The sequence below is a fragment of the Nocardia tenerifensis NBRC 101015 genome (assembly GCF_000308715.1).
GTDB lineage: Bacteria > Actinomycetota > Actinomycetes > Mycobacteriales > Mycobacteriaceae > Nocardia > Nocardia tenerifensis.
In genome coordinates this window covers 15,687-40,951 of sequence record NZ_BAGH01000298.1, presented here as the reverse complement: position 1 = coordinate 40,951, position 25,265 = coordinate 15,687, and the positions used below count along the sequence as shown (strand labels likewise).

Below are 25,265 nucleotides of genomic sequence, written 5' to 3'. Positions count from 1 at the left end.
GCGCCCGCGCCGCCCCGCCCCACCGATCGCCGCCGACATGTGCTGGTGAGCCGGTTCGCGTGCCCGCCCGGCCGCGAAACCGGTCGGCCGCGCCGTGGTGTCCGCGGCCCGCTGAGCGGCCGCGCAGCATAGGGTATTGGCCGTGACCGACAAGCCGAAAGACACATCCGACTCCTCGGCGGCGCAGCGTTCCGCGCCGTCCACGGCCGAGCAGTCGGCGGTGTCGTCCACCGGTCGAGGCGTGACCAGTCCCTTCGATTCGCCGACCGAGCAGTTTCCCAAGTTGACCAAGGATTTACCGCACACCGACGACGAGCTCGGCCTCGATCCGCAGGTCCCGTCGGTCGGCGAGGACGGCCCGGAGGCGCCGCCGACCTACGCCTACGCCAGCATCCCGCCCGCCGCGAACGCGCCGAACGACACCGGCCGGCTGCGCCGCCGCAACGGCGAGAGCCGCCGGGGCACACTGGATCTCGGCCTGTTCCTGCTGCGGCTGATCGTCGGCGGCACCTTCCTGTACCACGGCCTGCAGAAGTTGACGGGCTGGTTCCACGGCCCCGGTCTCGACGGCACCCGCGACATGATGGACAGCGGCGGCTGGGACCATCCGACGCTGTCGGCCATCCTGGTCACCATCGGCGAGGTCGGCGGCGGCGCACTGCTCGTGCTCGGGCTCGCCACCCCGTTCGCGGCGGGCGCGGTGCTCGCGGTCATCCTCGATGCGTGGGCCTGGAAACAGGGCATGATCCCCGACTTCCAGTACAACGCGCGAGTTCCCACCGGCGTCGAACTCGAGAGCATCCTCGCGGGCATCTCCGTCGTCATCCTGCTGACCGGGCCCGGCCGCCTGTCCTTCGACCGCAATCGCGGCTGGGCCACTCGCCCGTACATCGGCTCGTTCGTGGTGCTGATCCTGGCCGTGGCCGCCGCGGTGGGGGCCTACTGGTACCTCCACGGCGGCAATCCCTTCGTCGGTATCGGCTAGCCGCGAATCCCCGAAAAGCAAAGGCCCCCTCGATGATTCGAGGGGGCCTGAGTTTTGCCTTGGGTGAGAACGTCTTTCGCCGTTACGGAACGCGGCGAACAGCGCCCTTGTCGGCCGAGGTGGCCAGCGCGGCGTAGGCGCGCAACGCCGTGGTGACCGGCCGCTCGCGGTTGACCGGCTGCCAAGGACGTTCGGAGGCCTCCATTTTCGCGCGGCGCTCGGCGAGGACGGCGTCGTCGACGAGCACCTCGAGCGCGCGGGTGCCCACGTCGATGCGGATGCGGTCGCCATTCTCGATCAGGCCGATCGCGCCGCCGCTGGCCGCCTCGGGTGAGATGTGGCCGATGGACAGGCCCGAGGTGCCGCCGGAGAAGCGGCCGTCGGTGATCAGCGCGCACTCCTTGCCGAGGCCCGCGCCCTTCAGGAATGCGGTGGGGTGCAACATCTCCTGCATGCCGGGGCCGCCCGCGGGGCCCTCGTAGCGCACGACGAGCACGTCGCCCGGCTTGATCTTCTTGCCGAGGATGGCCGACACGGCCTCCTCCTGGGACTCCACGACGAGCGCGGGGCCCTCGAATGTGAACAGCTCCTCGTCGATGCCCGCGGTCTTGAGCACCGCGCCGTCGGGAGCGATGTTGCCGCGCAACACGACCAGCCCGCCCTCGCTGGTGTAGGCGTGCTCGAAGTCGCGGATGCACCCGCCCTCGGCGTCGGTGTCGAGCGAGGACCAGCGGTTCTCGGTGGAGAACGGCTCGACCGTGCGCACGCCGCCCGGCGCGGCGTGGAACAGCTCGAGCGCCTCGTCGGAAGCCTTGCCGGAGCGGATATCCCAGGTGTCGAGCCACTCGTCGAAGCCGCGCGTGTGCACGGTGGTCACGTCGGTCTCCAGCAGACCAGCGCGGCGCAGCTCGCCGAGGATGGCCGGGATGCCGCCGGCCCGGTGCACGTCCTCCATGTGGTAATCGGAGTTGGGCGAGACCTTCGACAGCGTCGGCACCCGGCGGCTGGTCTCCTCGATGGTGTGCAGATCGAAGTCGATCTCGCCCTCCTGCGCGGCGGCGAGGGTGTGCAGCACGGTGTTGGTCGAGCCGCCCATCGCCACGTCGAGCGCCATCGCGTTGCGGAAAGCCTTGGCGTTGGCGACATTACGCGGCAGCACGGACGCGTCGTCCTCGCGGTACCAGCGGTTGGCGATGTCGACGACCACGGTGCCCGCGCGCTCGAACAGCGCCCGCCGCGCGGCGTGGGTGGCCAGCGTGGAACCGTTGCCCGGCAACGCGAGTCCGAGCGCCTCGGTGAGGCAGTTCATCGAGTTGGCGGTGAACATGCCCGAGCACGAGCCGCACGTCGGACAGGCGGACCGCTCGACCTCCTGCAAACCCTCTTCGGACACAGCCTGATTCGCGCTCGCGGAGATCGCGGTGATCAGGTCGGTCGGCGCCTGCGCGACGCCGCCGACGACCACGGCCTTGCCTGCCTCCATCGGGCCGCCGGAGACGAACACCGCCGGAATGTTCAGTCGCAGCGCGGCATTGAGCATGCCGGGGGTGATCTTGTCGCAGTTGGAGATGCACACCAGCGCGTCGGCGGTGTGCGCGTTCACCATGTACTCCACCGAGTCCGCGATGATCTCGCGCGAGGGCAGCGAGTAGAGCATGCCGCCGTGGCCCATCGCGATGCCGTCGTCGACGGCGATGGTGTGGAACTCCCTGGGCACGCCGCCCGCCGCGCGCACCGCCTCGGCGACGATCTCGCCGACGTTCTTCAAGTGCACGTGGCCGGGCACGAACTGGGTGTACGAGTTCGCGATGGCGACGATCGGCTTGCCGAAGTCGGAGTCGGTCATGCCGGTGGCGCGCCAGAGCGCGCGGGCGCCCGCGGCATTGCGGCCGATGGTGGTGGTGCGTGAACGAAGCGGTGGCATTGAGGATCCTCGATCTGGGTCGCGGGGGCTGGGGTGCGACTGCGCAGAGTGTGGCTCGGCGGCCGCTCCACGGTACTCCCGCGGGGGTGTCGGCCATCTGCCGGTCAGGGCGGCTCGTGGCCGTCGGCCTGGTCGGTGCTCGGTGTCAGTCCGTGCCGGTGTCGCCGCGAAGGGTGTTCGTCGGCGCTGACGGTGTCGCCGGAGTTGCCGGGTGCGTCGGGCTGCGGTGTGCGAGCCGGGGATCGGTCCTCCCGGCCTGCTCGCCGCATCGCCGACAACATCGTACCGTCGGGAAATGTTCCTGATCGTCGCGGGAACCTGCGGGGGGCGAGTTACTCCGCGCCGTTCTTGCGGGCGTCGCTCTCGCGCTTGTCTGCGTCTTTGCCGGAGTCGGATGTGTCCGCGCCGCCGTCGGTTTCGACGGCTGCCGCGGTCGCATCGTCCGACGCCGCGACCGTATCGGCTGACACTGCACCCGCATCGGCTGATGTCGAGCCCGTCTCGCCGGACGAGCCCGCGTCGGCCGACGTCGAACTCGGGTCGGTCCGTGTCGAACCTGCATCAGCCGACGTCGAGCCGGCCTCGGCGGGCGGCACCGCGTACGGATTCGGAATCCGCCCCTGCGACGCCACCGCGAGATCACGCACCCGGTCATAGCTCACCGCAGGCAGTTTCACCTCGGTGCCGTCGATCAGATCGGCCCGCACGTATCCACGCTTCGGGATCCGCACGCCCTTCAGCTGAGACCAGTCGAGGTGTCGCGACTTGAACACCGTCCGCAGATCCAGCCCCGCCTCGGAGACCGTGGTCTGCGTCCGCAGGATCCATACGATCACCGCCACGGGGATCAGCAGCAGCCACCACAGCCCGATCGGCCAGCCCACGAACATGAAGAACACGCACATGAACAGGATGAACACGCCGAGAAAGGCCAGGCGTGGGATGCGGATCACAGTGGCGGCCGAGCCGCCACCCGTGTCCGATCCCGCGGGCGCGGTGTGGGACGATTTAGCCGGTGGCACGGACTGATGCGGTGATGACACACCACCATCCTCGCATCCTGGTGAAGGACCCAAGCAGCCGCACTATCCCACATAATGGGACCTGTTTGACTCTTCGGCTCACGCACACATACCGTCATGCGCGTGAATCGAAACGAGCTTCTCGTAATCGGCCGGCGCGTCCAGCGTTGAGCCTGACTATCTGAGTCGAATACGTCAGCTCGCGTTGCGACGCGCCACCCTCGAACAGCCATGCGCTGTCGGGGGCTTTTTTGTGTTCGGGTGAATATCCGTACGTGGCGAGTCGCAAGACACCGCATGCCAGATACAAATCCGGGGTCAGAACGACAAGCAGTTAGGAACCAAGACGGTGAGTGCACCAACCGCACGGCCCGGGCCCTCGGCCCGCAGGCCCGCGCCCTCGGCCAATCAGCCGACGGCGCCCGCTGGCAGCTCGACCACGTCGGCCAACCGCCGCCAACTCCCGCCCGAGCGGGTCACCGGCGCGCAGTCGGTCGTCCGCACGCTCGAGGAGCTCGGCGTCGACACCGTATTCGGCATTCCCGGCGGCGCGATTCTTCCGGTGTACGACCCGTTGTTCGACTCGACCAAGGTGCGCCACGTGCTGGTCCGGCACGAGCAGGGCGCGGGTCACGCCGCGACCGGCTACGCCCAGGCCACCGGCAAGGTCGGCGTCTGCATGGCGACCTCGGGCCCCGGCGCGACCAACCTGGTCACCCCGATCGCCGACGCGCAGATGGACTCGGTGCCGATCGTCGCGATCACCGGCCAGGTCGGCCGCGGACTGATCGGCACGGACGCCTTCCAGGAGGCGGACATCTCCGGCATCACCATGCCGATCACCAAGCACAACTTCCTCATCACCGAGGGCATCGACATCCCGCGGATCATCGCCGAGGCGTTCTACCTGGCCTCCAGTGGTCGGCCGGGCGCGGTGCTCGTCGACATCCCGAAGGATGTGCTGCAGACGCAGACGACCTTCAGCTGGCCGCCGGAGATGCGCCTGCCCGGCTACCGTCCGGTGACCAAGCCGCACGGCAAGCAGGTGCGCGAGGCCGCGCGGATGATCTTGGAAGCCAAGTCGCCCGTCCTCTACGTCGGCGGCGGCGTGATCAAGGCCGACGCCTCGCCCGAGCTGCTCGAGCTGGCCGAGCTGACCGGCATCCCCGTGGTCACCACGCTGATGGCGCGCGGCGCGTTCCCGGACAGCCACGCCCTGAACATGGGCATGCCCGGCATGCACGGCACCGTGGGAGCCGTTGCCGCGCTGCAACGTTCGGACCTGCTGATCACCCTCGGCGCGCGCTTCGACGACCGGGTGACCGGCCAGCTCGACTCCTTCGCGCCCGACGCCAGGGTCATCCACGCCGACATCGACCCCGCCGAGATCGGCAAGAACCGGCACGCCGACGTGCCGATCGTGGGCGACTGCCGCGAGGTGATCATCGAGCTGATCGAGACGCTCAAGGCCGAGCCGACCGCGCAGGCGGCTCCCGCCCCGCTGCTCAAGCTCACCGAGTGGTGGAAATACCTCGACGGCGTCCGCGAGAGCTACCCGCTCGGCTGGACCACGCCGAGCGACGGTTCGCTCTCGCCCGAGTACGTCATCGAGGCGCTCGGCCGCCTGGCCGGACCTGACGCCATCTACTGCGCCGGCGTCGGACAGCACCAGATGTGGGCCGCGCAGTTCGTCAAGTACGAGAAGCCGCGCACCTGGCTGAACTCCGGCGGCCTCGGCACCATGGGCTACGCCGTTCCGGCCGCCATGGGCGCCAAGATGGGCAAGCCCGACAAAGAGGTGTGGGCGGTCGACGGCGACGGCTGCTTCCAGATGACCAACCAGGAGCTGGCCACCTGCGCCGTCGAGGGCGTGCCGATCAAGGTCGCGCTGATCAACAACGGCAACCTTGGCATGGTCCGCCAGTGGCAGACGCTGTTCTACGAGGAGCGCTACTCCAACACCGATCTCGGCACGCACACCCTGCGCATCCCCGATTTCGTGAAACTCGCCGAGGCGCTGGGCTGCGTCGGCATCCGGGTGGAGCGCGAGGAGGACGTCGAGGACGCGATCCGGCAGGCGCAGTCCATCAACGACCGCCCCGTGGTGATCGACTTCATCGTCGGCAAGGACGCCCAGGTGTGGCCCATGGTCGCCGCGGGCACCAGCAACGACGAGATCATGGCCGCCCGCGGCATCCGCCCGCTGTTCGACGACGACGAGCAGGCCGCCGAGCCTGCGGTTATCCACGAGGCGATGTCGCATGAGAAGAACAAGGTGAGCGAATGAGTACTACGCACACGCTCAGCGTGCTTGTCGAGGACAAGCCTGGCGTGCTCGCGCGGGTGGCGGCGTTGTTCTCGCGGCGCGGCTTCAATATCGAGTCGCTCGCCGTCGGCGGCACTGAGATTCCGGAGATCTCCCGGATGACCATCGTCGTCACCGTGGAGGACCTGCCGCTCGAGCAGGTCACCAAGCAGCTCAACAAGCTGGTGAACGTCATCAAGATCGTCGAGCAGGACTCCGACTCCTCGGTGGCCCGCGAGCTGATCCTGGTGAAGGTCCGCGCCGACGCCAGCGTGCGGACCCAGGTGATCGAGGCGGTTACGCTCTTCCGGGCGAAGGTGATCGACGTCTCCCCGGACGCGCTCACCGTCGAGGCGACCGGAACGCGGTCCAAGCTCGACGCGCTGCTGCGCATGCTCGAGCCGTACGGAATCCGGGAGATCGTGCAGTCCGGTGTGGTGGCCGTCGGTCGCGGGCCGAAGTCGATCACGGCGACGCGCTGAACGGCCGCTGAAAGAAGCGGAAAAACAACACAATTCAACACTCGCGCCAGCGGGTGTTTCCCCGCCCCAGGCGGGGATGATCCTCCAGAAGGGAACCAACCAGTGGCAGTCGAGATGTTCTACGACGACGACGCCGACCTGTCGATCATCCAGGGCCGCAAGGTCGCTGTCATCGGCTACGGCAGCCAGGGCCACGCGCACTCGCTGAGCCTGCGCGACTCCGGCGTCGAGGTCCGGGTCGGCCTCGCGGAGGGTTCGAAGTCGCGGCCGAAGGCCGAGGAGGCCGGCCTGACCGTCGGCACGCCGGCCGAGGTCTCGGCGTGGGCCGACGTCATCATGGTGCTCGCCCCCGACACCGCGCAGGCGTCGATCTTCACCAACGACATCGAGCCCAACCTGAAGGACGGCGACGCGCTGTTCTTCGGCCACGGCCTCAACATCCACTTCGGCCTGATCAAGGCGCCGGAGTTCATCACCGTCGCGATGGTCGCGCCGAAGGGCCCCGGCCACCTGGTCCGTCGTCAGTTCGTCGACGGCAAGGGCGTGCCCGCGCTGATCGCGGTCGACCAGGATCCGAAGGGCGAGGGCCAGGCGCTCGCGCTGTCCTACGCGAAGGCGATCGGCGGCGCCCGCGCCGGCGTCATCAAGACCACCTTCAAGGAGGAGACCGAGACCGACCTGTTCGGTGAGCAGGCCGTGCTCTGCGGCGGCACCGAAGAGCTGGTCAAGACCGGTTTCGAGGTCATGGTCGAGGCCGGTTACGCGCCGGAGATGGCGTACTTCGAGGTGCTGCACGAGCTCAAGCTCATCGTGGACCTGATGTACGAGGGCGGCATCGCCCGGATGAACTACTCGGTCTCCGACACCGCCGAGTTCGGCGGCTACCTGTCGGGCCCGCGGGTCATCGACGCCGACACCAAGAAGCGCATGCAGGACATCCTCAAGGACATCCAGGACGGCACCTTCGTCAAGCGCCTCGTCGCCAACGTCGAGGGCGGCAACAAGGAGCTCGAGGGTCTGCGCAAGCAGAACGCCGAGCACCCGATCGAGGTCACCGGCGCCAAGCTGCGCGGGCTGATGAGCTGGGTCGACCGGCCGATCACCGAAACCGCCTGAGTTCTATAGGCTTTGACGGCCCGGCACCCTTCGGTGCCGGGCCGTCGTCGTCAGCTGATGTGGCCGGCCGGGGGGATCGGGCGGGGCTGGTTGTTCGGGTTCAAGGGGTTGTTCGGGTTCAGCGGGCTGGCGGGATTGCCCGGGTTGTTGAGGTTGCGCGGATCGTTGAGGCTGCTCGAATTGTTCGGGTTGAGCGGGCTATTGGGATTCATCGGGTTGTTCGGGCTGTGTGCCCAGCGGATCGCGTTACACGCCCGCTGTAGTTCGGCGTTGTCCCGCTGGTCCGGGTTGTCGCACTGATCGAGCGGGAGCTCGCTGAGCTCGGTGGCCATCGCGGCCGGAGCGATCGCGACGGCCGGCGCCGCGACCAACGCGCCCGCGAGTGCCAGTCGGGCCAGCAGGCGGCGGGAACTCGTCGTCGAGAGCATCATGAAATCTTCCTGTTCTGAGTAGTCTTCGCCTATGACGTCACTCGCCGCCGCCGAGGTCATCGCGTTCGCGCCGTCGACGGATCTGGCGCGATCGCGCCGGTTCTTCGGCGAGGTGCTCGGACTGGAGATCGTCGAGGTGACGCCGTTCGCGTGCGTGGTGCGCAACGGAGGGGCCATGATTCGGGTCACCGCGGTGGACACGCTTGTCCCGCAACCGTTCACGGTGCTCGGGTGGGCGGTCGCCGATATCGCGGCGTCGGTGGTCGAACTCGTCTCGCGCGGAGTGGAATTCCTTCGGTATGCCGGAATGGAACAGGATGACAACGGGGTATGGACCACGCCCGGTGGGGACAAGGTGGCGTGGTTCAGTGATCCGGACGGAAATGTGTTGTCACTGACCGAGTTCGTCGGCTGAGTGTGACGGCCCGGCCCCGGTGCGGAGCCGGGCCGTTCGGGCTAGCTGCTGCCGAAGAGTCCGTGCGGCCGGTTGTGGCGGAACTGCCAGAACAGGTCCTGGTCGTGGCCGAACGGGCCGTTGTTGCAGCGCCAGTTCTCGAAGGGGCCGAAGTCGCAGTCGCGATTGTGGTGCGGGTGATGCCGGACCTCGGTGACGCCCGGCACGGCGACACTCGCGTCGGCCGAGGCGGGAATCGCCAACGCGGTCAACGGAACCGCGACGATCGCACCGGCGACAGCCACGCGGGCCAGCGCGCGGCGCGACGTCGTGGACTTGGTTGTGGAGAACAACATGGATCCTTTCACTCTGCGGTGAACTGCTCGTTCACCATCCCCCGCTGCGGTCTGCCCGCGGTGCGGCGCACGCTGCGGACAGGTCGGGATCGGTTGTGCCGCCGCTGCTTCGCGCTCGGCGAACCCGGTGCGGCACCGACTGCACGGTCTCACTCTCGCGCATTTCGGGTGAAAGGTCACGGGTGCTGGCACGGCTGGAGAGAATTTCAGTCTGAGGTATTAGGGGTTGACCCCGATGAACCCTCAGACGCTTGTCAGCCGACCTTGCGCGACCCGCCCTCGACGTTGTCGGGATCGATATGCCAGCTTCGCACCCACCGGGGGTGGACGCGAATGATGTCGTGCGAGAACCACTCCGGCGACACCGGTGGAACCTCGACCGTCAGCGTCTCCACCACACCGCGGATCTCCACTCCGCGCCCCCACCCCGGCTTCAGCTGTGCGGGATCGTCGGGCGTCATGTCATCGATCAGCAGGCTGACCTTGGGATTGCCGAGAATGTTGCGATAGCGCTGGGAGGCGGCATGATTGGGCCCGCCGATATCGATCGTGTCGTCGTCGTTGAGCCGGAAGCCGAGGGCGACGATCTGCGGCGCGCCCGCGGCGGACACGGTGGCCAGCCTGGCGAGTCGCTGTCCGGACAGGTAGCCGCGTTCGGCGTCGGTGAAGATCATGGGTCGACCGTAGAACCTCGAGTGCGGTTCAGTTCAAGCGCGCGTTCTAGACTGTTACTGATGAGTAAGTTCTTCGGCTCCGTAGACGAGGTGACCCCGCGGCTCACCGAGGCCGGGTATCTCCCGTCCCTCGACATCGCCACCGCCGTCTTCCTCGCCGACCACCTCGGCAAACCCCTCCTCATCGAGGGTCCCGCGGGCGTCGGCAAGACGGAGCTGGCCAAGGCCGTCGCCGCCGCGACATCCGCCGACCTCGTCCGCCTGCAGTGCTACGAAGGCATCGACGAGGCCCGCGCCCTCTACGAGTGGAACCACGCCAAGCAACTGCTCCGCATCACCACCGAGCGCGAGCGCTGGGACGACACCCGCGACCACGTCTTCACCGAGGAGTTCCTCCTCGCCCGCCCGCTGCTCGCCGCCATCCGCAACCCGATCCCCACCGTCCTGCTCATCGATGAACTCGACAAGGCCGACGTCGAGCTGGAGGGTCTGCTGCTCGAGGTACTCGGCGACTACCAGGTGAGCATCCCCGAACTCGGCACCGTCACCGCCGTCCGCAAGCCCTTCGTCATCGTCACCTCCAACGCCAACCGCGAACTCTCCGAAGCATTGAAGCGTCGCTGCCTCTATCTCCACATCGACTATCCGACAGTCGAATTGGAGCGAGCCATCGTGCGCATGAAGGTCCCCGAGTTGGACGAAGCGCTGGGCGAGCCCATGGTGCGGATCGTCGGCGCGCTGCGCCAACTCCCGCTCCGCAAAGCGCCCTCCATCGCCGAAACCATCGACTGGGCAAAGACTCTCGTCGCTCTCGGTACTCGCACCTTGAGCGGCGGTGTGGTCCGCTCGACGCTCGGCGTACTGCTGAAATACCAAGCGGACCACCGCATTGCGGCCGAACGTTTGTCGTTGGACGCCGATGAGGGAACGGCGAAGTGAGTCGGCCGTCGGTGACTGTCGCCTATTGCCCCACTGTCGAGCGGTTGGCCTCTACCGAGGCGGCGCGATGACGTCCACGCGCCGCGACTCAACCCTTCCCCGGCAACCTGCCGACTCGATGACCGACCGTCTCGTCGAGTTCGTCGGCCTCCTGCGCGACCACGGCATCGCCGCCGGCCCCAGCGAAACCCTCGACGCCGCATCGGCCATGCTCGCCCTCGGCCTGTCCGACCGTGCCCGCCTGCGCTCCGGAATGGCCGCCTGCCTGCTGCGCCGCAATGGCCAACGCGCCGTCTTCAACCAACTCTTCGATCTCTACTTCCTGACCGTCGAGCAGCCGCCCGCAGCTACGGAATCCGTTGAGTCGCTGCGTGATCGCCTGACCGCCGCCCTCACCGAGGATGACCCCACCACCGCCGACCTCGCCCGCCAAGCCCTGACCCAACTCGGCGCCTACGGGGGAGCGGGCACCGGCCGATCCGAGACGCCCGTGACCACCGCTTCCGGCGCAGGCTGGTCCGCCTACCAAACCATGAAAGCCCTACGCCCAGAAGAACTCATCGAGCGGATCGCGGTCGGCCCCACCGAACTCGACACCGCCGTCCGCACCATCGAAGCCAACCGCCGCCTCACCGAATTCCGCACCGCCGTCCAAACCGAGGCCCGCCTGCGCTCCGCCCAACTCCGCGGCACCGAGTACATCGCCCGCCGCGGCGTCCAATCCAGCCCCGACCAGATCGACTTCCTCGGCGCCCGCGAACAGGACCTAGCCGAAATGCGCCGCCTCGTCCACCCTTTGGCCCGCAAACTGGCCACCCGCCTAGCAGCCCGCCGCCGCAAATCCGTCCGCGGCCACATCGACATGCGCCGCACCCTCCGCCGCTCCATGGCCACCGGCGGCGTCCCCATCGCCCCCGTCCTCCGCGCCCGCAAACACGGCCGCCCCGACCTGGTAGTCCTGGCCGACCTCTCCGGCTCCGTAACCGGCTTCGCCGAATTCACCCTCCAACTGATCCAGGCCCTCCAAGACCAGTTCACCAAGGTCCGCAGCTTCGGCTTCATAGACACCTGCGACGAAATCACCGACTTCTTCACCCCCGGCGAACCCCCGTCCCCAGGTCTGGCGGCCCGGATCGCCCGCGAGGCCAACGTCGCCCGCTACGGCAGCAGCAACTACGGCGAAGCCCTACAGGGCTTCCTCGACCATCACCTAGACGCCCTAGGCCCCCGAACCTCCCTCCTGATCCTCGGCGACGCCCGCACCAACCGCACCGACCCCAACCTCCCCGCCCTCCAAACCCTCTGCGACAGAGCCAAACACGCCTACTGGCTGAACCCCGAACCCTCCCGCTCCTGGCCCACCGGCGACTCCGCCGCCCACCTCTACGCCGAGTACGTGACGATGCACGAGTGCCGCAACGTCAAGCAACTCGCCGAGGTCGTCGGCCGATTGCTTCCGAACTGAAGATTGCTGTGTTCGGTGCAGGTACGTTTCAAATATGCTGCCTCTCTTCGGTCAACCTGACGAATCCGACCCAAGCTTCTTGTCAGATGACTCCGATCCGGCGCTCGAAGCAGTGGCCGACGAAATCCTGCAGTTGGATCCTGACGGAACGAGGTGGGGGGAGGTCTTTCGTCATACTTACGACATGATCTACAACGGCCCGGAAACCGGCCGTTTTCGCTGGTCAGAGCTGATGAAGACAGAGAAGACACACTTCGGCACCGTGTTCGAGATCAATGCGCAACGGGAGTTCGGCTTCAACGATGGTGACACCACCGACTATCGCATTGCCGGCCATCAGGTTGATGCGAAGTGGAGCCAGGACGACGGCAAGTGGATGTTGCCTCCGGAGGTGTTCGACGAGCTCGCGCTCGTCGCCACAGCCAGCGATCCGGAAGCCCAGTTCTCACTCGGACTGGTGCGCGTACGGTCTGAGTATCGCAGGGAAGGCACGAATCGAGACAAGAAGAGCGCACTGAACTCCCGCGGGCGTGACGCGGTGCGGTGGTTGTGGCGCGCCCAGCCTATGCCGGCCAGCATTCTGCTGCAGCTGCCCGACCATGTCGTTGCCGATATCTTCGACAGTCCTTTCGGAACACAGCGAGTTAACCGGCTATTCCGGTCAACCGAGGGAAAGTTGGTGCACCGCAACGCTGTTCGTACAGTCGCCCAGCAGCTCGATGACCAGAAGCGAGTGCGGGCCAGCGGGGGAGCACGGACTGCGCTCAAGCCCGAGGGTTACGTCATTCTCAGTAGCTACCACGCGCACCTGGCTGAGTTGCTCGGTGTCCCGGTTCCGGACAGCAAACACTATATTTCGGTGCGTGTTGTACCCGGTGGCGAGAAGGATGTACTGATCGGCGGCGGTCGGTGGCGGCGGGCGCAGGATGGCGAGCCGAGTTCTGCCGCTCCGGTTCTTCCCGAGCGAGGCACACGGGAAGAGTGAGGCATCACTGTTTCGATTGAGTGCTGAGTCTAGGCAGCTGAATTGTGGAACCATGTCCTGTGGGGCGCCAGGGGCCTGATGAACATGAGGCAGAATCTGAGAATCGTGTAGCTGGGCAACGTCGCTGAATTTGGTTGAAACAGTTGGTGTGGTGCGGCGATAGTCAGACCAACAACGTCTGATGGTGCAGGGGGCATCGATGAGTACATGGTGGACATACCTCGAGTGGCAGGCGCGACTCGTGAAAAGATACTTGACGCCAGGCCCTGCGCCCGCGCCGATAACACTGTTCATCGACCGTGAAGAATTGGACCGAAGCTTCGGTGCCGATCAGGAAGACCCGGCGCTCTCGCTGACACGCGCAGTTGTTTCGAAGCTCGATTTCGGACGCCCGTCCCAACTTTTCGGGCAGCTGCTGGCGGAGGCGAGCGGGGGGCCAGCATTTCAGCTTGAGCCGCCGCCGTATCTGCCGCTGCTGGCGCTCACAGTGCTTGCCGCATCGGAGATGGGACGTGACAACGAGATCTCCCCGAACGCCTACTACGCCAGGCTCGATGACCTTCTTGTGGCTGCGAACACCACAGTCGACACGAAATATGTACAAGCCAGTTTCGACGTGATACAGAGGATGTGGGAAGAACTAGCGATTTGGGTGTCGTCGCAGCCGGCGCTGGGCGTCCTGACCGCTCGGAATCATAAGCACTTCACAAAGATCGGCCACTCGACGTCGCAGGCGCTCATCAGGCGGTCCGACCGTGCGCGATTGACTTCGTTCTTTGCCGCCATAGACCTGAGGGCGGATGCAGTACCTAGCGAAGAGCAAATGTTGAGTGCATTGCGCTTCTGGTGCGCACGGGATCGAGGATTCAGCCGCCCCTTCGTCAAGGCCTTACACGACCCGGAACCAGATGGTCAGCTCCTTCCGGTTCTCATGCAGACGGCACGGACGTGGGATGGAAATGTGGTCAGCGCTAGCGGACGGCGATGGTTGCCGATTCTGTTAGGGCTCGACTTGGTTGAGTGGAGGGCTTCATGGCAGATCCGGTGGCGCCAGGGGCTACCTGAAGACTTGCTCGAGTTCACCGATGGCAGGGTGGTCCTGATCTCCGAGCCGGACTACAGCGACCTGTTCGACCTGACAGGGTCGTTGCCGCCGGTTATGGATTCCGTCGGAACCCGCTTTAAGGCGACAGGCGAAACGTCCGTCGCAATGCATAAGCCGAAGGAAGTCTACGTGCTGGTGGAGGATCCACGGGCGGCAATGTGGATCGAAGCGCAGGGCCTCGAACCTGCCGAGGAACACCTGCTGGTAGTTACTCCATCCCGCAAGGCCGAAGTCGAGTCCTTCCTGCGGGCTGCGGCAGCTATCAATCCACACGAGCGGTTACCTATGAGCTGGCTCGGGGTCGACAACAATCTGGTTCCCGGATGGTTGATCTATCGTGACTGTGTCTTCTCGAAGATCGCCTTGGAGAAGGCGATCGCTGCGATGGGCCGATCGTTGATCAGCGAACTCAGGCCGGATCATCCGCCTGTCCCGCGACTGGTGAACGGACTCAAGCTACCGGTTCCGTTTGGTCGCAGCAATACATATATCACTGGTGGCGAGCCGGATTTACTACTACCAGTCGGCGCCGAGGCCCGGTCTGTCGTAGCCTGCCTTGATGGTGAATGCACTCGGTTGCTGACCAGCGATTTTCCAATCAAACTGCGTGCCAACCAACTACTTGAGCCAGGTGAACACCGGCTAACCGTCGATGGTCATGTTCTGGTCTTCCACATCTGTGAAAGCGTACCCAATTTCGGAATGGCGCCCGCTTCCCGGGAGCCTGCTATGACCTCATGGTCGGCGAAGGTAGGCAGTGACTCGACGGTAGAGCCCGGCCTGATCGCCCGTGGTCGTCACACGGAGGTCTGGGCAGTCGACTTCCGCGGTCATGCCGAGAGAGTGGAAGAGCCCGTTGCTCCCCGGTGGTTGGAGGAATGCGGACTTGGTCCGCCGCTGAGCTATCAGCCTGTTCTCAGCAGCGACGTTGTGTTCCTAGTCAAAGTACTACGGCAACAAGTTCTTAGTATCGTGCCGGTTTCCACTCATGCTCCTGAATTCCAACATCTGGATGAGGATTCAGCGGCGTTGTGGAAACTGATTGGCCTGACCGGACCTTCGGTCCGGTGCACTTCACCGATAGCCGACTACCTCGCTGCCTGGACAACTCATGGACGCTGACATCGCGATTCGGTGGATGAGTGAGGTTCGCGGAGGACGTCTGAGCAGACTCCGAAAGGATATCCGCTGGTTCGCCGAGGACGAGTCGACGCAGGGGCGAAAGGCCGTCGATCGCTGGATTCAAAACCTGGTCACTATGGGGTTCGTTGACGTCGATTGGGGGCGCGATGAATGGGTGATCGCTGATCCGTCACTCACTACTATTCCGGGAGGATACGGGTACGCACTCCTGGTAGGCGCGCGGCATCAGCGGCTGACATCTGAGCTAGCACGTGCCCGTGACCTGGACGACCCCGTTCTCGTAGAGGTGCCGGGGACTGGGTCAGAGAAGGACTTGCCAAGCCCTTCCTCGATATTCGTGGCCTATCGGACTTTTCGTGAACTTTCTTCGGCCTCAGACCGGCTGGGTGTACGCCTCGCTTCGGGTGTGTACCGTCAGCTTGCACAGCAACTCGTGCGTGTTTCTCCTGGCGAGGAGACCGTTCCTCCATCGCGAAGTGGCGGACTGATCGAAAGGTGGAAACCTGGAGACGGGAAGTTCTGCAGCTATCCGGACAATGACCCATGGATTGCCGGTCTGTATAAGCAGGAAGTCAATAAGTTTCCCCGTTACATGATATTCCGCAACGATCAATGGTTTCGTACCGAACGTTCAGCCGGAATCTATCTTGTGACAGCACCGGCCTACCAACTCATTCGCTGGGTGCCAGAGCTGAGTCTTCCTTCGGGGCAAATGGGTAGCCTTCTGGTCGACAAGGCAGTCGATCTCCCGGATGCACAGCGGCGAGTTGCGGGATTGTGCTCAGGATTACCGCCGTATGTATCGAGGATACGGGGCGGCAGCATCAGATATCACAATATTCCGCTCGAGATAGCACAGACTATCGCGTCCTCGTTGGGGCATTGTCAGAAGGATACAGTAATGCAGAGTGAAATAGGGGTAGTGAATTGAGTGACGCTAAGACGGTGAAAATGGATGCTATCGGTACTTTTGAATCGTTGCGCGACGCATTCTTCCGCTACTACGATTCGCCCTTCGGTCTCGCTGACGAGCAACTACAAAATGAACGCAGAGCGTTGCTTGACCGCCCAGGTGGTGTCTACCAGCGCCCGCTCATCGAAGTCCGACCGCAATACCGCACAGCCGACCGAAGTCTCGCAGAGTCCGTGCAGTTGGCAGGTTTGCCACGCGAATGCGCTGAGCTGTTCGCCGCTGGCTTGATACCGCCCGGGCGACAGCTGTACACCCACCAAGAAAAATCCCTGATTGCGGGCACAACAGCACAGCGCAACGTGGTAATTACGGCCGGTACCGGATCTGGCAAGACGGAATCGTTCTTGCTGCCGGTACTGGCCGCACTGGTCGAGGAGTCTCGAAGGTGGCAGGGGAGCGGAACAGCTATGCCGGTGCGGTGGTGGGATTCGGCCGCACCTTCGTTCGTTCCTCTTCGAAAGGGTGAATCTGGCCGTCGAGCCGCGGTGCGGACGATGATCCTGTATCCGATGAATGCGCTCGTTGACGATCAACTGATCCGCTTGAGGGAAGCGCTCGACAGTGATGCGGTTCGTGACTGGATGGCTCGGAACCGGCACGGGCATCGCTTCTACTTCGGCCGGTACACGAGTGCCACCCCCGTTACCGGTTCCCCCGCCAGCAACCTGGCAGTGCAGGAGTTGGTGCGCTATCTGCGAGAAACCGAGAAACTCGCAGAGCAAGCAGCGAAGTCCGATGACAAAGCGCAACGGTACTTTGTGCCGCGGCTCGACGGCGCCGAGATGGTGTCGAGGTGGGACATGGCAGAAGCGCCACCTGACATCCTCATCACGAACTATTCGATGCTCAACATTATGCTACTCCGTGAACGAGACGCACGGTTCTTCGAATCAACGCGGGAATGGTTGTTCTCTGACCCCTCCCATCGGTTCACTCTTGTCGTCGATGAACTGCACATGTACCGTGGTACCGCAGGCACCGAGGTGGCGCTGCTGATCAGGAATCTCAAACATCGACTGGGGATCGCCGGGCGCCCGGAGAAGCTGCGCGTCCTGGCGGCGTCGGCATCGCTGGACAGTGAACGTGACCGCGCCTACCTGGAGCAATTCTTCGGAGTTGATGCCGGCAGCTTCGAGTTCCTCGATGGAGATTTACGTCGTCCCGATACCGCAACTTTGGATGTGAATGCAAACCCTGGAGCGGCGCTGGAAAATTCCTTTTGGGTAGGGGAGGATGGCACGCTCGGCGAGCGCGCCTCAGCCAAGGATGAGCTCTCCCTCGGCAAGATATTATTTTCCCATCTTTCTGAGATCGACCAGATTGCAGCAGTGCATAAATTGCTCGCGCAGGCTAATGCGGAGGCAGGTTCGCGCTGGCCACGTCTGCGGAGCCATATGTTCTTTCGCAACGTTCCAGGCATATGGGCGTGTACAGACAGCAACTGTGGGGCGATCCCCATAAAGTGTGCCGCTAGCTCAGAACGGACTGTAGGCAAATTATTCGCTGAGCCGCGAATTCGTTGCGACTGCGGGTCTCGAGTCCTTGAGCTCCTGTACTGTCAGAACTGCGGTGATGTGTTTCTCGGAGGTTTCACCACTAAGTCCGCGACGCAGGAAAGAGTGGTCTGCACGTCACTTCTCGCGGACATTCCCGACCTCGAAAAGATGCCTGACCGGGTTTCCAATGATCGCTCTGCAGACAACTATCTTGTATTTTGGCCCCGCACCAAGACTCCAGAACTGGATGACACTGGGCTGGAATGGACTGCCGAGAACGTCCAGTTCAGCTTCTTCAGGAGCATTCTATCGCCAGAAAACGGCGAGATAAGAGCGGTAAGGCAAGGGCACACGGGATGGTTCTTCCGGGCTCTGGTTAAGAAGCCGCGGAGAGCGTCTGCAAATGTGGTGCGGGATGCTTCCCAAATTCCTGGGATGCCTACAAAATGTCCGAACTGTGGTGATGATTGGCAAATCAAGCAGATGCGAGGGCGAACGCTTTCCCTGACTGATCCCCTTCGTCTTCGGTCGCCCATTCGGACAATGCGAACCGGCTTCGAGAAGATAAACCAGGTTTTGATCACCGAACTGGCTGAAAGGTTGCCGGAAGATGAAAGAAAGCTGATTGTCTTTACGGATTCCCGGCAGGACGCTGCGAAACTTTCATCGGGTATCGCGTTGCGGCACTATCAAGATCTCGTTCGCACTCTTATCCACGAGTCGCTGAACGCGGCGGGAGGAGCGGCTGACCAAGTTGACGCGGCGAAGCGCTGGTTTGCCGACGGCGATCGTGATGAGGAGGCCAAGGACGCCGTTCGGAAACTGCGAGAACTGGATGAAGGCACGCTGTCGCGATTGGGTGCTATCTGGTCGGGACTCGATGAGGCGACGGATGGCGAGATCGGCACGCTTATCGGGCGTTTCACCGGACCGGCGTCGCTGAACTCATTGCGGCAAGAGGTCCGGGACAAACTCTTGACGCTCGGTATGAACCCGGGTAGTCCGAAACGATCGTTGGCCGAGACGAAGCTTGCGCCCAGCCCGGACAAGCGTGATCGCCATCGCAGGCCCACGCGATGGTCGAAGTTGTATGACTGGTCATCGCAAGGTGTGCCGCATATCAGAGGTGCGCTCGAGTCCTCTGAGGAGAGTTTGCTGAACGGAATCGATCTCCAGCTTCGTAACGAGGTACTTGAGGGGTTGTTTTCCGGGGCAGGTCGCGACTTCGAGTCTCTCGGGTTGGGTTGGATGGCGCTGGATACCGATACCGGTTCCCTTGAGGTGGCACCCTCATCCGATCTGGCGATGGCTCGGTCGAGCTTGCGTGTCCTCGGGGACATGCGCCGTTTCAGAGAGATGCGGGACGGGGCGGTGAACCCTCCCGGCCGATTGAAAAAGTTCTGGGCGCAGGTGGCTAGAACGCATTCGCTGGAGCTCGATGATGTAGCAGACCGAGTCCGTGGATATTGGCGTGAAAGCGGTGTGATTGATTATGTGATCGATGACAAAAGGACAGTTCTGCATCCAGCTGGTGCAACTTGGTGGGTGTGCGGGATGTGCAGACGCCCACACTTGCATCGAGGTGCCGGGATCTGCACCCGGTGCCTTCGAGATCTGCCTGCTGATCCGGAACCCGTGCAGGTTGCTGCCGACTATTACGGATGGCGCGCGGCGCAGTCGATCGGCCGGTTCCGTATGAACGCTGTCGAGCTGACGGGCCAGACTGATCGGCTCGATGCTCAGTCGCGGCAAGCGCGCTTTCAAGGGGTGTTTCTCGACAGCGATGAGCATCCGTTGCCGGACTGTGTCGACCTTCTGTCCGTTACGACGACAATGGAGGCCGGCGTTGATATCGGATCGCTGGAGGCCGTCGTCTTGGGGAATATGCCGCCTAGTCGATTCAACTATCAGCAGCGGGTGGGGCGTGCCGGGCGGCGGGAATCTCCAGTTGCTGTGGCGATGACCGTATGTCGTGGGCGCAGTCACGACGAGTACTATTTCGAACGGCCGGCGCGAATTACCAACGATCCGACTCCGCCACCATATCTTTCACTCGATCAGGATACGATTTTCCGCCGCGCGCTGGCGGCGGAAGTATTGCGCATGGCATTCGATGCGCTAGCGGATGGGTTCAACGCGCTAGATTCCTATACTGGAGTCGGCACGAGCGTCCACGGGCAGTTCGGTTTGGCAGATGAATGGCCGATCGTGAGTGATTATGTCCGGACATGGCTGGGGGGCAAGACAGGGGAACTCCGGGCTGTAATCACGGCCCTTTCGGATCGGACTGGCATCAGTGACATAGATAGATATGTTCACTACTGTCAGGGCGAGCTTCTTCTTGGAATCGAAGAGGCAGCGAAGAAGCCGGGAGGACGAGATCTCAGTCAGCGTCTGGCGGAACATGGGTTGTTGCCAATGTTCGGGTTTCCGACAAAGGTGCGGAACCTCTACCTTGCGAAGCCCGGTCCTTATCCGTGGCCGCCGCTGAATATTATTGATCGTGACTCTGCGATGGCTGTTTCTCAGTTTTCACCGACCAGCGAGTTGGTGCGCGACGATGCTGTATATCCGGTAACGGGAATTGCCGCCTATCGTAAAGCGGGGCAGGTGGTTGTGGCGGAGCCGGATCCGCTGGGGACTTGCCGCAGTATCGACGTATGCCGTAGCTGTTCTTATCTCCAAGAGCGGCCGGTTGGCAGTGAGCCGCAGTCGGGCCGATGCCCTCGCTGTAATGCTGAGCCCGGCAAGTTCGAGACTATCCCGCTGCGTGAGCCACTCGGGTACACCGCAGGGCAGCCCCACGATTTCGACGGGAATTTCGCATGGAGTTCCAAGACAACCTCGGCTCGTGTGATGACTAACCTCGATGAATTGGTGCGGGTCCCGCAAAATAAGACAGTTTCATACTCGGGTTCCGGCTATCGCTATATCATCAATGACGGCGGAGGGCGGCTGTTCCATTTCCGGAAGGTGCGGCAAGGGAGATATTGGGACGGTGGTTACGTTTCTGTCGAAGCCATCGAGCGCGGTCAAGCACCGGATTCAGGAATTGGCGAAGAAGTGCACATTGCCCTGGGGTCTGTGCAGCCTACGGACCTGCTGTTCGTAGGAGGTGCATATGTCGTTGACACGACGAAGGGCGTTCGGCTCAATATCAACGAAACGGCGCGGCAACCATCTGGTGCGCCGGACCGGGCAGAAGGCAGGCGAGCTGCCTGGTATTCGCTCGCGTTTCTGCTCCGGACGGCAGCAGCTTCTTACCTAGACATACAACCGTCCGAATTGACCGCTGGTATTTATTCCGGCGTTGAGCAAGGTGAACCGTCAGTCTTCGCATTCATCGCAGATTCACTGGAGAATGGTGCGGGGTTCAGTAGCCATCTTGGATCGGTAAATGAGAATCCAAGGTTCTTGGCGCACGTGCGAGGCTATTTGGATGAGCTCGCGAACGGTGAGCACGGCATGCAATGCACGTCGTCGTGCTACCGCTGCCTCCGGGATTACGGAAATATGTCCTATCACGCGTTGTTGGACTGGAGGCTCGCCCGTGATCTCTTTGCTCTCTTAGACGGCCAGCAGCTCAACTCGAATATCGACTACGAGCGACGTGTTCTGCAGAAATGGGCTGAAGGGCAAGGTGGCGACGTGGTCCATGACTTGCGCGCACCCGTGGCCGCGGCGATCTACCGTGATGTCGCGGGCCGTCGACTCGGTGCGCTCGTTCGCCATCCGCTGGAGGGTGCGGAAGAAGGCAGCACCGGCGTGATGTCCCCGAGGATCGCACATGCCCTGTCAGAGCTCGGTCAGCGCACTGGTGGCATGCCGATCGTTGTAGTCGACAGCTTCGCGTTGGACCGGAACCCTGCGTCCGTGTTGGAACTGATGGAGGCGGTGGAGCGCCCATAACCTGAATCCGCGAGCTGGGTGAACGGAGTGTCGAGCGATCTTGTCGCCCCCTTCACCTAGCATCGCTCATATGTTCGGATCCGGTGTCGAGGGCCTCGACCACAATGGCAACGGCGGTCGCCAGTTCTACGTGTTCCCACAGGCGAACGACCTGCCAGCCGGCTGTGTGGAGAGCCTCGTTGACCCTGTGGTCGCGCTCGACATTCTTGCGGAGCTTCGGGTCCCAGTACCATTCGTTGGTCGTCGGCTGGCGCCCGTGGTCGGGGCATGCGTGCCAGAAGCATCCGTCGACGAACACCGCGACCTTGCGTGCGGTGAAGACGATATCCGGACGTACCTTGATCGCTCCGACGTCGAGGCGGAAGTCCTTGCGGTAGCGATATCCCATGCGGTGCAGCGCTTTCCGCAGCGTGACTTCCGGCTTCGTTTCCGACCTGCGGTTCGCTCTCATGTTCCGGGACCGCCCTTCATTGAGCGGGGCGGGGTACAGTCCGCGCTCGTGAGCCAGCTCGCGGGCCTTTGCTGCTTTGCTGTCAGTCACGTCAACATCGGTAGCACACCTGATCGGGCAGTAGGGCAAGATACTGGCCGAGACGAGCCCGCGTACCGGCAACCACATCGAAAGGGACTTCTGTGACAGAACTTCGTGCCATAGAGATCTGCGCTGGCGCGGGCGGACAGGCGCTCGGTCTCGAGTGTGCAGGGTTCGAGCACGAGCTAGCGGTGGAGCTCGACGCAAACGCTGTGAACACGCTGAAACACAATCGGCCTCAGTGGAAGGTTGTTCAGGGCGACGTCGCCGACCCCAGCGTTTGGAACCCGGCTGACTACGCCCCCGGCCCGGACCGGCCTCAGATCGACCTTTTCGCTGGTGGGGTGCCATGTCCGCCGTTTTCGATCGCGGGCAAGCAGTTGGGCGCGGACGACGAACGTGACCTCTTTGCCTGGGCGGTTGAGCAGGTGGGTGTCATCCGCCCTCGTGCGCTCCTGCTGGAGAATGTCCGCGGTCTCAGCATGCCCAGGTTCGCGGGCTACCGGCAACATGTGCTGGATCGGTTGCGCGAGTTCGGATACTCCGCGGAGTGGCGTCTACTGCAGGCATCGGACTACGGAGTGCCGCAGCTCCGACCGCGTTTCGTCCTGGTGGCAATGAGTGTCGATGACTTCGCCTACTTCCATTGGCCAGAGAAGGTCGAATCCACCTTGTCCGTGGGGGAGACGCTACGGGATCTGATGAAAGCTCGTGGATGGGAAGGGGCGGATGAGTGGGCTGACCAGGCGAAAGGTATTGCGCCGACGATCGTTGGCGGGTCCAAGAAACATGGTGGTGCAGACCTCGGTCCGACTCGTGCGAAACGGATGTGGGCGGCGCTGGGGGTAGACGCTTACGGAGTGCATGATGTTGCCCCGCCCTATCCGGATACTCGGCCGATGACGGAATTTGGTCCCAAACTTACGACCGAGATGGTTGCCAGGATCCAGGGCTGGGACGACGACGAGTTCAAGTGGGAGTTCACAGGGGCCAAGACCACTCGGTATCGTCAAATCGGAAATGCCTTCCCTCCGCCGGTGGCGAAAGCGCTCGGTGTTGCCATTGCGGCAGCGCTTCATCAGCAAACTTCCCGACGTGAGCTCGATGTCGCCTCGGCAACTGATCCCATCTACCTTGTTCTCAAGGCGGAGGAAGACTTTCTGACATCGGATCAGATTGCAAGGAAGGCTGGGCTGAAGCTAGATGATCCGGAGATCGACCGCCGGATCAGCCTACTCAGTCACGACTTCCAGATCATTAAATCCGAACGAAGCAACGGCCTGGCCTACAAGCTCGGTCAGTTCCGGGCGTTTACGGGTCAGGAAGACCACGTCAGGCATGAATATTTTCGCGCAAACGTATCAAAAGTGAGTTGACTGATTGTGATCAACGTGGAGCGCACATGAGGGCTGGCATGCGAGTCTGCGTCGGATCACTCTGCGAGTTATCGTTTAGCGAACGTTTTCCGTCGATAGACTGGTTGCAGCACGGTGGGCCGCCTTCCGCTTGCTCGGCGGCTCACGCCGGATGTCCTTGACCTACAATGCAAATGAGCGCAAGATCAGCTGTCGGAGGAACAATCTACGACAGGGGTGGCATGAGCGACGACGGTCTGGCGATGTTTCAGCAGTATGCTGCTTGGTTGACCGCTTCAGGCGGTCTGACCGACGCCGACCGGCGCTCCTTCTACACCGACGGCATGGTCGTCCTTGACACAAACGTGTTGTTGAGTCTATACGAATACACCACGCCGGCCCGTAACCAGATCCTTGCTGCACTAGAACAGATCAGCGAGCGGATGTGGTTGCCCTATCAGGTTGGTCTCGAATTTGTTCGCGGTCGGCACCGAGTTATCGAAAAACGTACTAGCCGGTTAAAGAATGCAACGGTCGAAGCAGATCGAAGGCTTTCGGAGATCAAAAAGACGCTGGAGGCGGCTAGTCGAGACATAGAGCATCTACTAGAAAAATATGCCTATGACGAGCAGGCTGCGACGGATTTGAAGAGGGAAACCGCCGATTCTTTGGCGGAGCAAATTCCTTTATGGCGCAAGATGTTGTTGGTACATGTTGATAAGATGAAAAAAGAGCAGGATATCGTCCTGAATCGGTTAGACGCCGATGACGATCCGGTCCTCCGTCGTGTAGCCGAACTCTACGGTGATCGCATCGGCTCGCCGCCATTGCCAGAGGTGACTCGCCGCCGGGTTTCTGAGGCAATCGATTATCGATTCCCCAATAGGATTCCGCCAGGATTTGCAGACTTTGGAAAAGATGGCGAAATTAATTCCGCTGGCGACTTCTTGCTGTGGGAAGAGGTAATTGAAAAAGCGAAAAGTTTGCCCGGCCCTCGGCGTGTGTTGCTGATCTCCGGTGACGTAAAAGAAGATTGGTATGAACCTCCGGAAAAAGGTCGAGGGGAACGACCATGGCCTTCCCTGCATGACGAAATGCGACAGCGGGCAGATAGCTCGCTCTGTCTAGAGAAGCCGACAGCGTTCTTTCAGGGTGTCAAGAAGTTCTTGGACGTAGAGCTAGCTGAACAGACGTTTGAAGAAATCGATCGCGCATCCGATGTGTTGACAACTGATGGTCGGATTCGTGGCGTAGTGACTGAAGAGAATGCTGTAGACCGATACCCGCCGTCAGGCCTGGTAATTGACTCATTCCGTTCGGTCGGACTGGCGGCCAGGTCCTTGCGTTTTGCCGCCAGGACCGAACTTCACACTGAAAGACTGTTCCAGTGGTGGATCATAGGAGTGACGGTCGAACTGGGTAGGCGTGAACCAGTGGATGGCGAACCGCTCATCGTTCTGTCGGCAGCGGTCAGGTCGGTCGATCCACCTACTGGGGAATGGGTGCCTGGTACATCTTTCGAGCTCGGTGCGTGGCCCAACCCGTCATCGCTGTGGGTCGCGCCGTGGTTCGTCAGTCTCATGGAGGCATCCACAGTATCCGACGCTCGCACGCTCAGGATGCTTGCCGTGCAGCAGATGAAGTTTCGCGACGGAGCATAACAGTATCCGTGAA

General features: G+C 62.9%; 19 protein-coding genes. 13 read left to right on the top strand and 6 right to left on the bottom strand.

What is annotated here, in order from left to right:
* Positions 1 to 142: 142 nt before the first annotated feature.
* Positions 143 to 985, top strand: coding sequence for a DoxX family protein (locus ON39_RS23340; protein WP_051186948.1), 843 nt, complete (start codon positions 143 to 145; stop codon positions 983 to 985).
* A gap of 82 nt (positions 986 to 1,067) precedes the next feature.
* Here the strand turns inward: ON39_RS23340 and ilvD are convergent, their stop codons facing one another.
* On the bottom strand, positions 1,068 to 2,909 hold the full coding sequence (ilvD, locus tag ON39_RS23335) for a dihydroxy-acid dehydratase (RefSeq protein ID WP_040737599.1): 1,842 nt from the start codon (positions 2,907 to 2,909) through the stop codon (positions 1,068 to 1,070).
* Between the two features lie 332 nt (positions 2,910 to 3,241).
* Positions 3,242 to 3,952: a PH domain-containing protein gene (locus ON39_RS47515; protein WP_246002936.1), complete on the bottom strand. Its 711-nt coding sequence runs from the start codon at positions 3,950 to 3,952 to the stop codon at positions 3,242 to 3,244.
* A 328-nt stretch (positions 3,953 to 4,280) separates the two neighbouring features.
* On the opposite strand from ON39_RS47515, the gene ON39_RS23325 reads away from it, so the two are divergent.
* The 3 genes from ON39_RS23325 to ilvC all read left to right on the top strand — a co-directional run bounded on the left by ON39_RS23325 (position 4,281) and on the right by ilvC (position 7,834).
* Positions 4,281 to 6,218 carry an acetolactate synthase large subunit gene (locus tag ON39_RS23325; protein ID WP_040737598.1) on the top strand — a complete coding sequence of 646 codons (1,938 nt, stop codon included), beginning with the start codon at positions 4,281 to 4,283 and terminating at the stop codon, positions 6,216 to 6,218.
* Positions 6,215 to 6,718 (top strand): acetolactate synthase small subunit, encoded by a 504-nt coding sequence (ilvN, locus tag ON39_RS23320; protein ID WP_040737597.1) that lies wholly within the window; start codon positions 6,215 to 6,217, stop codon positions 6,716 to 6,718. Before ON39_RS23325 ends, ilvN begins: the two co-directional genes overlap by 4 nt.
* A gap of 114 nt (positions 6,719 to 6,832) precedes the next feature.
* Complete coding sequence (ilvC, locus tag ON39_RS23315; RefSeq protein ID WP_171904443.1) at positions 6,833 to 7,834, top strand: ketol-acid reductoisomerase; 1,002 nt, start codon at positions 6,833 to 6,835, stop codon at positions 7,832 to 7,834.
* A gap of 50 nt (positions 7,835 to 7,884) precedes the next feature.
* On the opposite strand, the gene ON39_RS23310 is transcribed toward ilvC, so the two are convergent.
* A complete protein-coding gene (locus ON39_RS23310; protein ID WP_040737596.1) occupies positions 7,885 to 8,265 on the bottom strand; it encodes a hypothetical protein in 381 nt (126 codons plus the stop codon).
* A gap of 31 nt (positions 8,266 to 8,296) precedes the next feature.
* Here ON39_RS23310 and ON39_RS23305 point away from each other — a divergent pair, with 31 nt between their 5' ends.
* Positions 8,297 to 8,680 carry a VOC family protein gene (locus ON39_RS23305; RefSeq protein WP_040737595.1) on the top strand — a complete coding sequence of 128 codons (384 nt, stop codon included), beginning with the start codon at positions 8,297 to 8,299 and terminating at the stop codon, positions 8,678 to 8,680.
* Positions 8,681 to 8,721: 41 nt separating this feature from the next.
* Here the strand turns inward: ON39_RS23305 and ON39_RS23300 are convergent, their stop codons facing one another.
* A complete protein-coding gene (locus tag ON39_RS23300; RefSeq protein ID WP_040737594.1) occupies positions 8,722 to 9,015 on the bottom strand; it encodes a hypothetical protein in 294 nt (97 codons plus the stop codon).
* A 254-nt stretch (positions 9,016 to 9,269) separates the two neighbouring features.
* A complete protein-coding gene (locus ON39_RS23295; protein WP_040737593.1) occupies positions 9,270 to 9,689 on the bottom strand; it encodes a PPOX class F420-dependent oxidoreductase in 420 nt (139 codons plus the stop codon).
* A gap of 60 nt (positions 9,690 to 9,749) precedes the next feature.
* Here ON39_RS23295 and ON39_RS23290 point away from each other — a divergent pair, with 60 nt between their 5' ends.
* The 6 genes from ON39_RS23290 to ON39_RS46770 all read left to right on the top strand — a co-directional run bounded on the left by ON39_RS23290 (position 9,750) and on the right by ON39_RS46770 (position 21,704).
* On the top strand, positions 9,750 to 10,628 hold the full coding sequence (locus ON39_RS23290) for an AAA family ATPase (protein ID WP_040737592.1): 879 nt from the start codon (positions 9,750 to 9,752) through the stop codon (positions 10,626 to 10,628).
* A 118-nt stretch (positions 10,629 to 10,746) separates the two neighbouring features.
* A complete protein-coding gene (locus tag ON39_RS23285; RefSeq protein WP_040737591.1) occupies positions 10,747 to 12,093 on the top strand; it encodes a vWA domain-containing protein in 1,347 nt (448 codons plus the stop codon).
* Between the two features lie 34 nt (positions 12,094 to 12,127).
* Positions 12,128 to 13,078 carry a NaeI family type II restriction endonuclease gene (locus ON39_RS23280; RefSeq protein ID WP_051186947.1) on the top strand — a complete coding sequence of 317 codons (951 nt, stop codon included), beginning with the start codon at positions 12,128 to 12,130 and terminating at the stop codon, positions 13,076 to 13,078.
* Between the two features lie 199 nt (positions 13,079 to 13,277).
* Complete coding sequence (locus tag ON39_RS23275; RefSeq protein WP_146251152.1) at positions 13,278 to 15,305, top strand: hypothetical protein; 2,028 nt, start codon at positions 13,278 to 13,280, stop codon at positions 15,303 to 15,305.
* Entirely contained in the window at positions 15,295 to 16,257 is a 963-nt protein-coding gene (locus ON39_RS48950) for a hypothetical protein (RefSeq protein WP_146251151.1), read from the top strand. The genes ON39_RS23275 and ON39_RS48950 overlap by 11 nt, the downstream gene beginning before the upstream one ends.
* 20 nt (positions 16,258 to 16,277) lie before the next feature.
* Positions 16,278 to 21,704, top strand: a complete 5,427-nt coding sequence (locus ON39_RS46770) for a DEAD/DEAH box helicase (RefSeq protein WP_063713387.1) — start codon at positions 16,278 to 16,280, stop codon at positions 21,702 to 21,704.
* A gap of 52 nt (positions 21,705 to 21,756) precedes the next feature.
* Here the strand turns inward: ON39_RS46770 and ON39_RS23265 are convergent, their stop codons facing one another.
* Entirely contained in the window at positions 21,757 to 22,155 is a 399-nt protein-coding gene (locus ON39_RS23265; RefSeq protein WP_246002954.1) for a very short patch repair endonuclease, read from the bottom strand.
* Positions 22,156 to 22,337: 182 nt separating this feature from the next.
* On the opposite strand from ON39_RS23265, the gene ON39_RS23260 reads away from it, so the two are divergent.
* Together ON39_RS23260 and ON39_RS48945 are read left to right on the top strand one after the other, a co-directional pair.
* Positions 22,338 to 23,612, top strand: coding sequence for a DNA cytosine methyltransferase (locus ON39_RS23260; RefSeq protein ID WP_040737588.1), 1,275 nt, complete (start codon positions 22,338 to 22,340; stop codon positions 23,610 to 23,612).
* Positions 23,613 to 23,833: 221 nt separating this feature from the next.
* Positions 23,834 to 25,252, top strand: coding sequence for a PIN-like domain-containing protein (locus tag ON39_RS48945; RefSeq protein ID WP_146251148.1), 1,419 nt, complete (start codon positions 23,834 to 23,836; stop codon positions 25,250 to 25,252).
* Positions 25,253 to 25,265 lie beyond the last annotated feature (13 nt).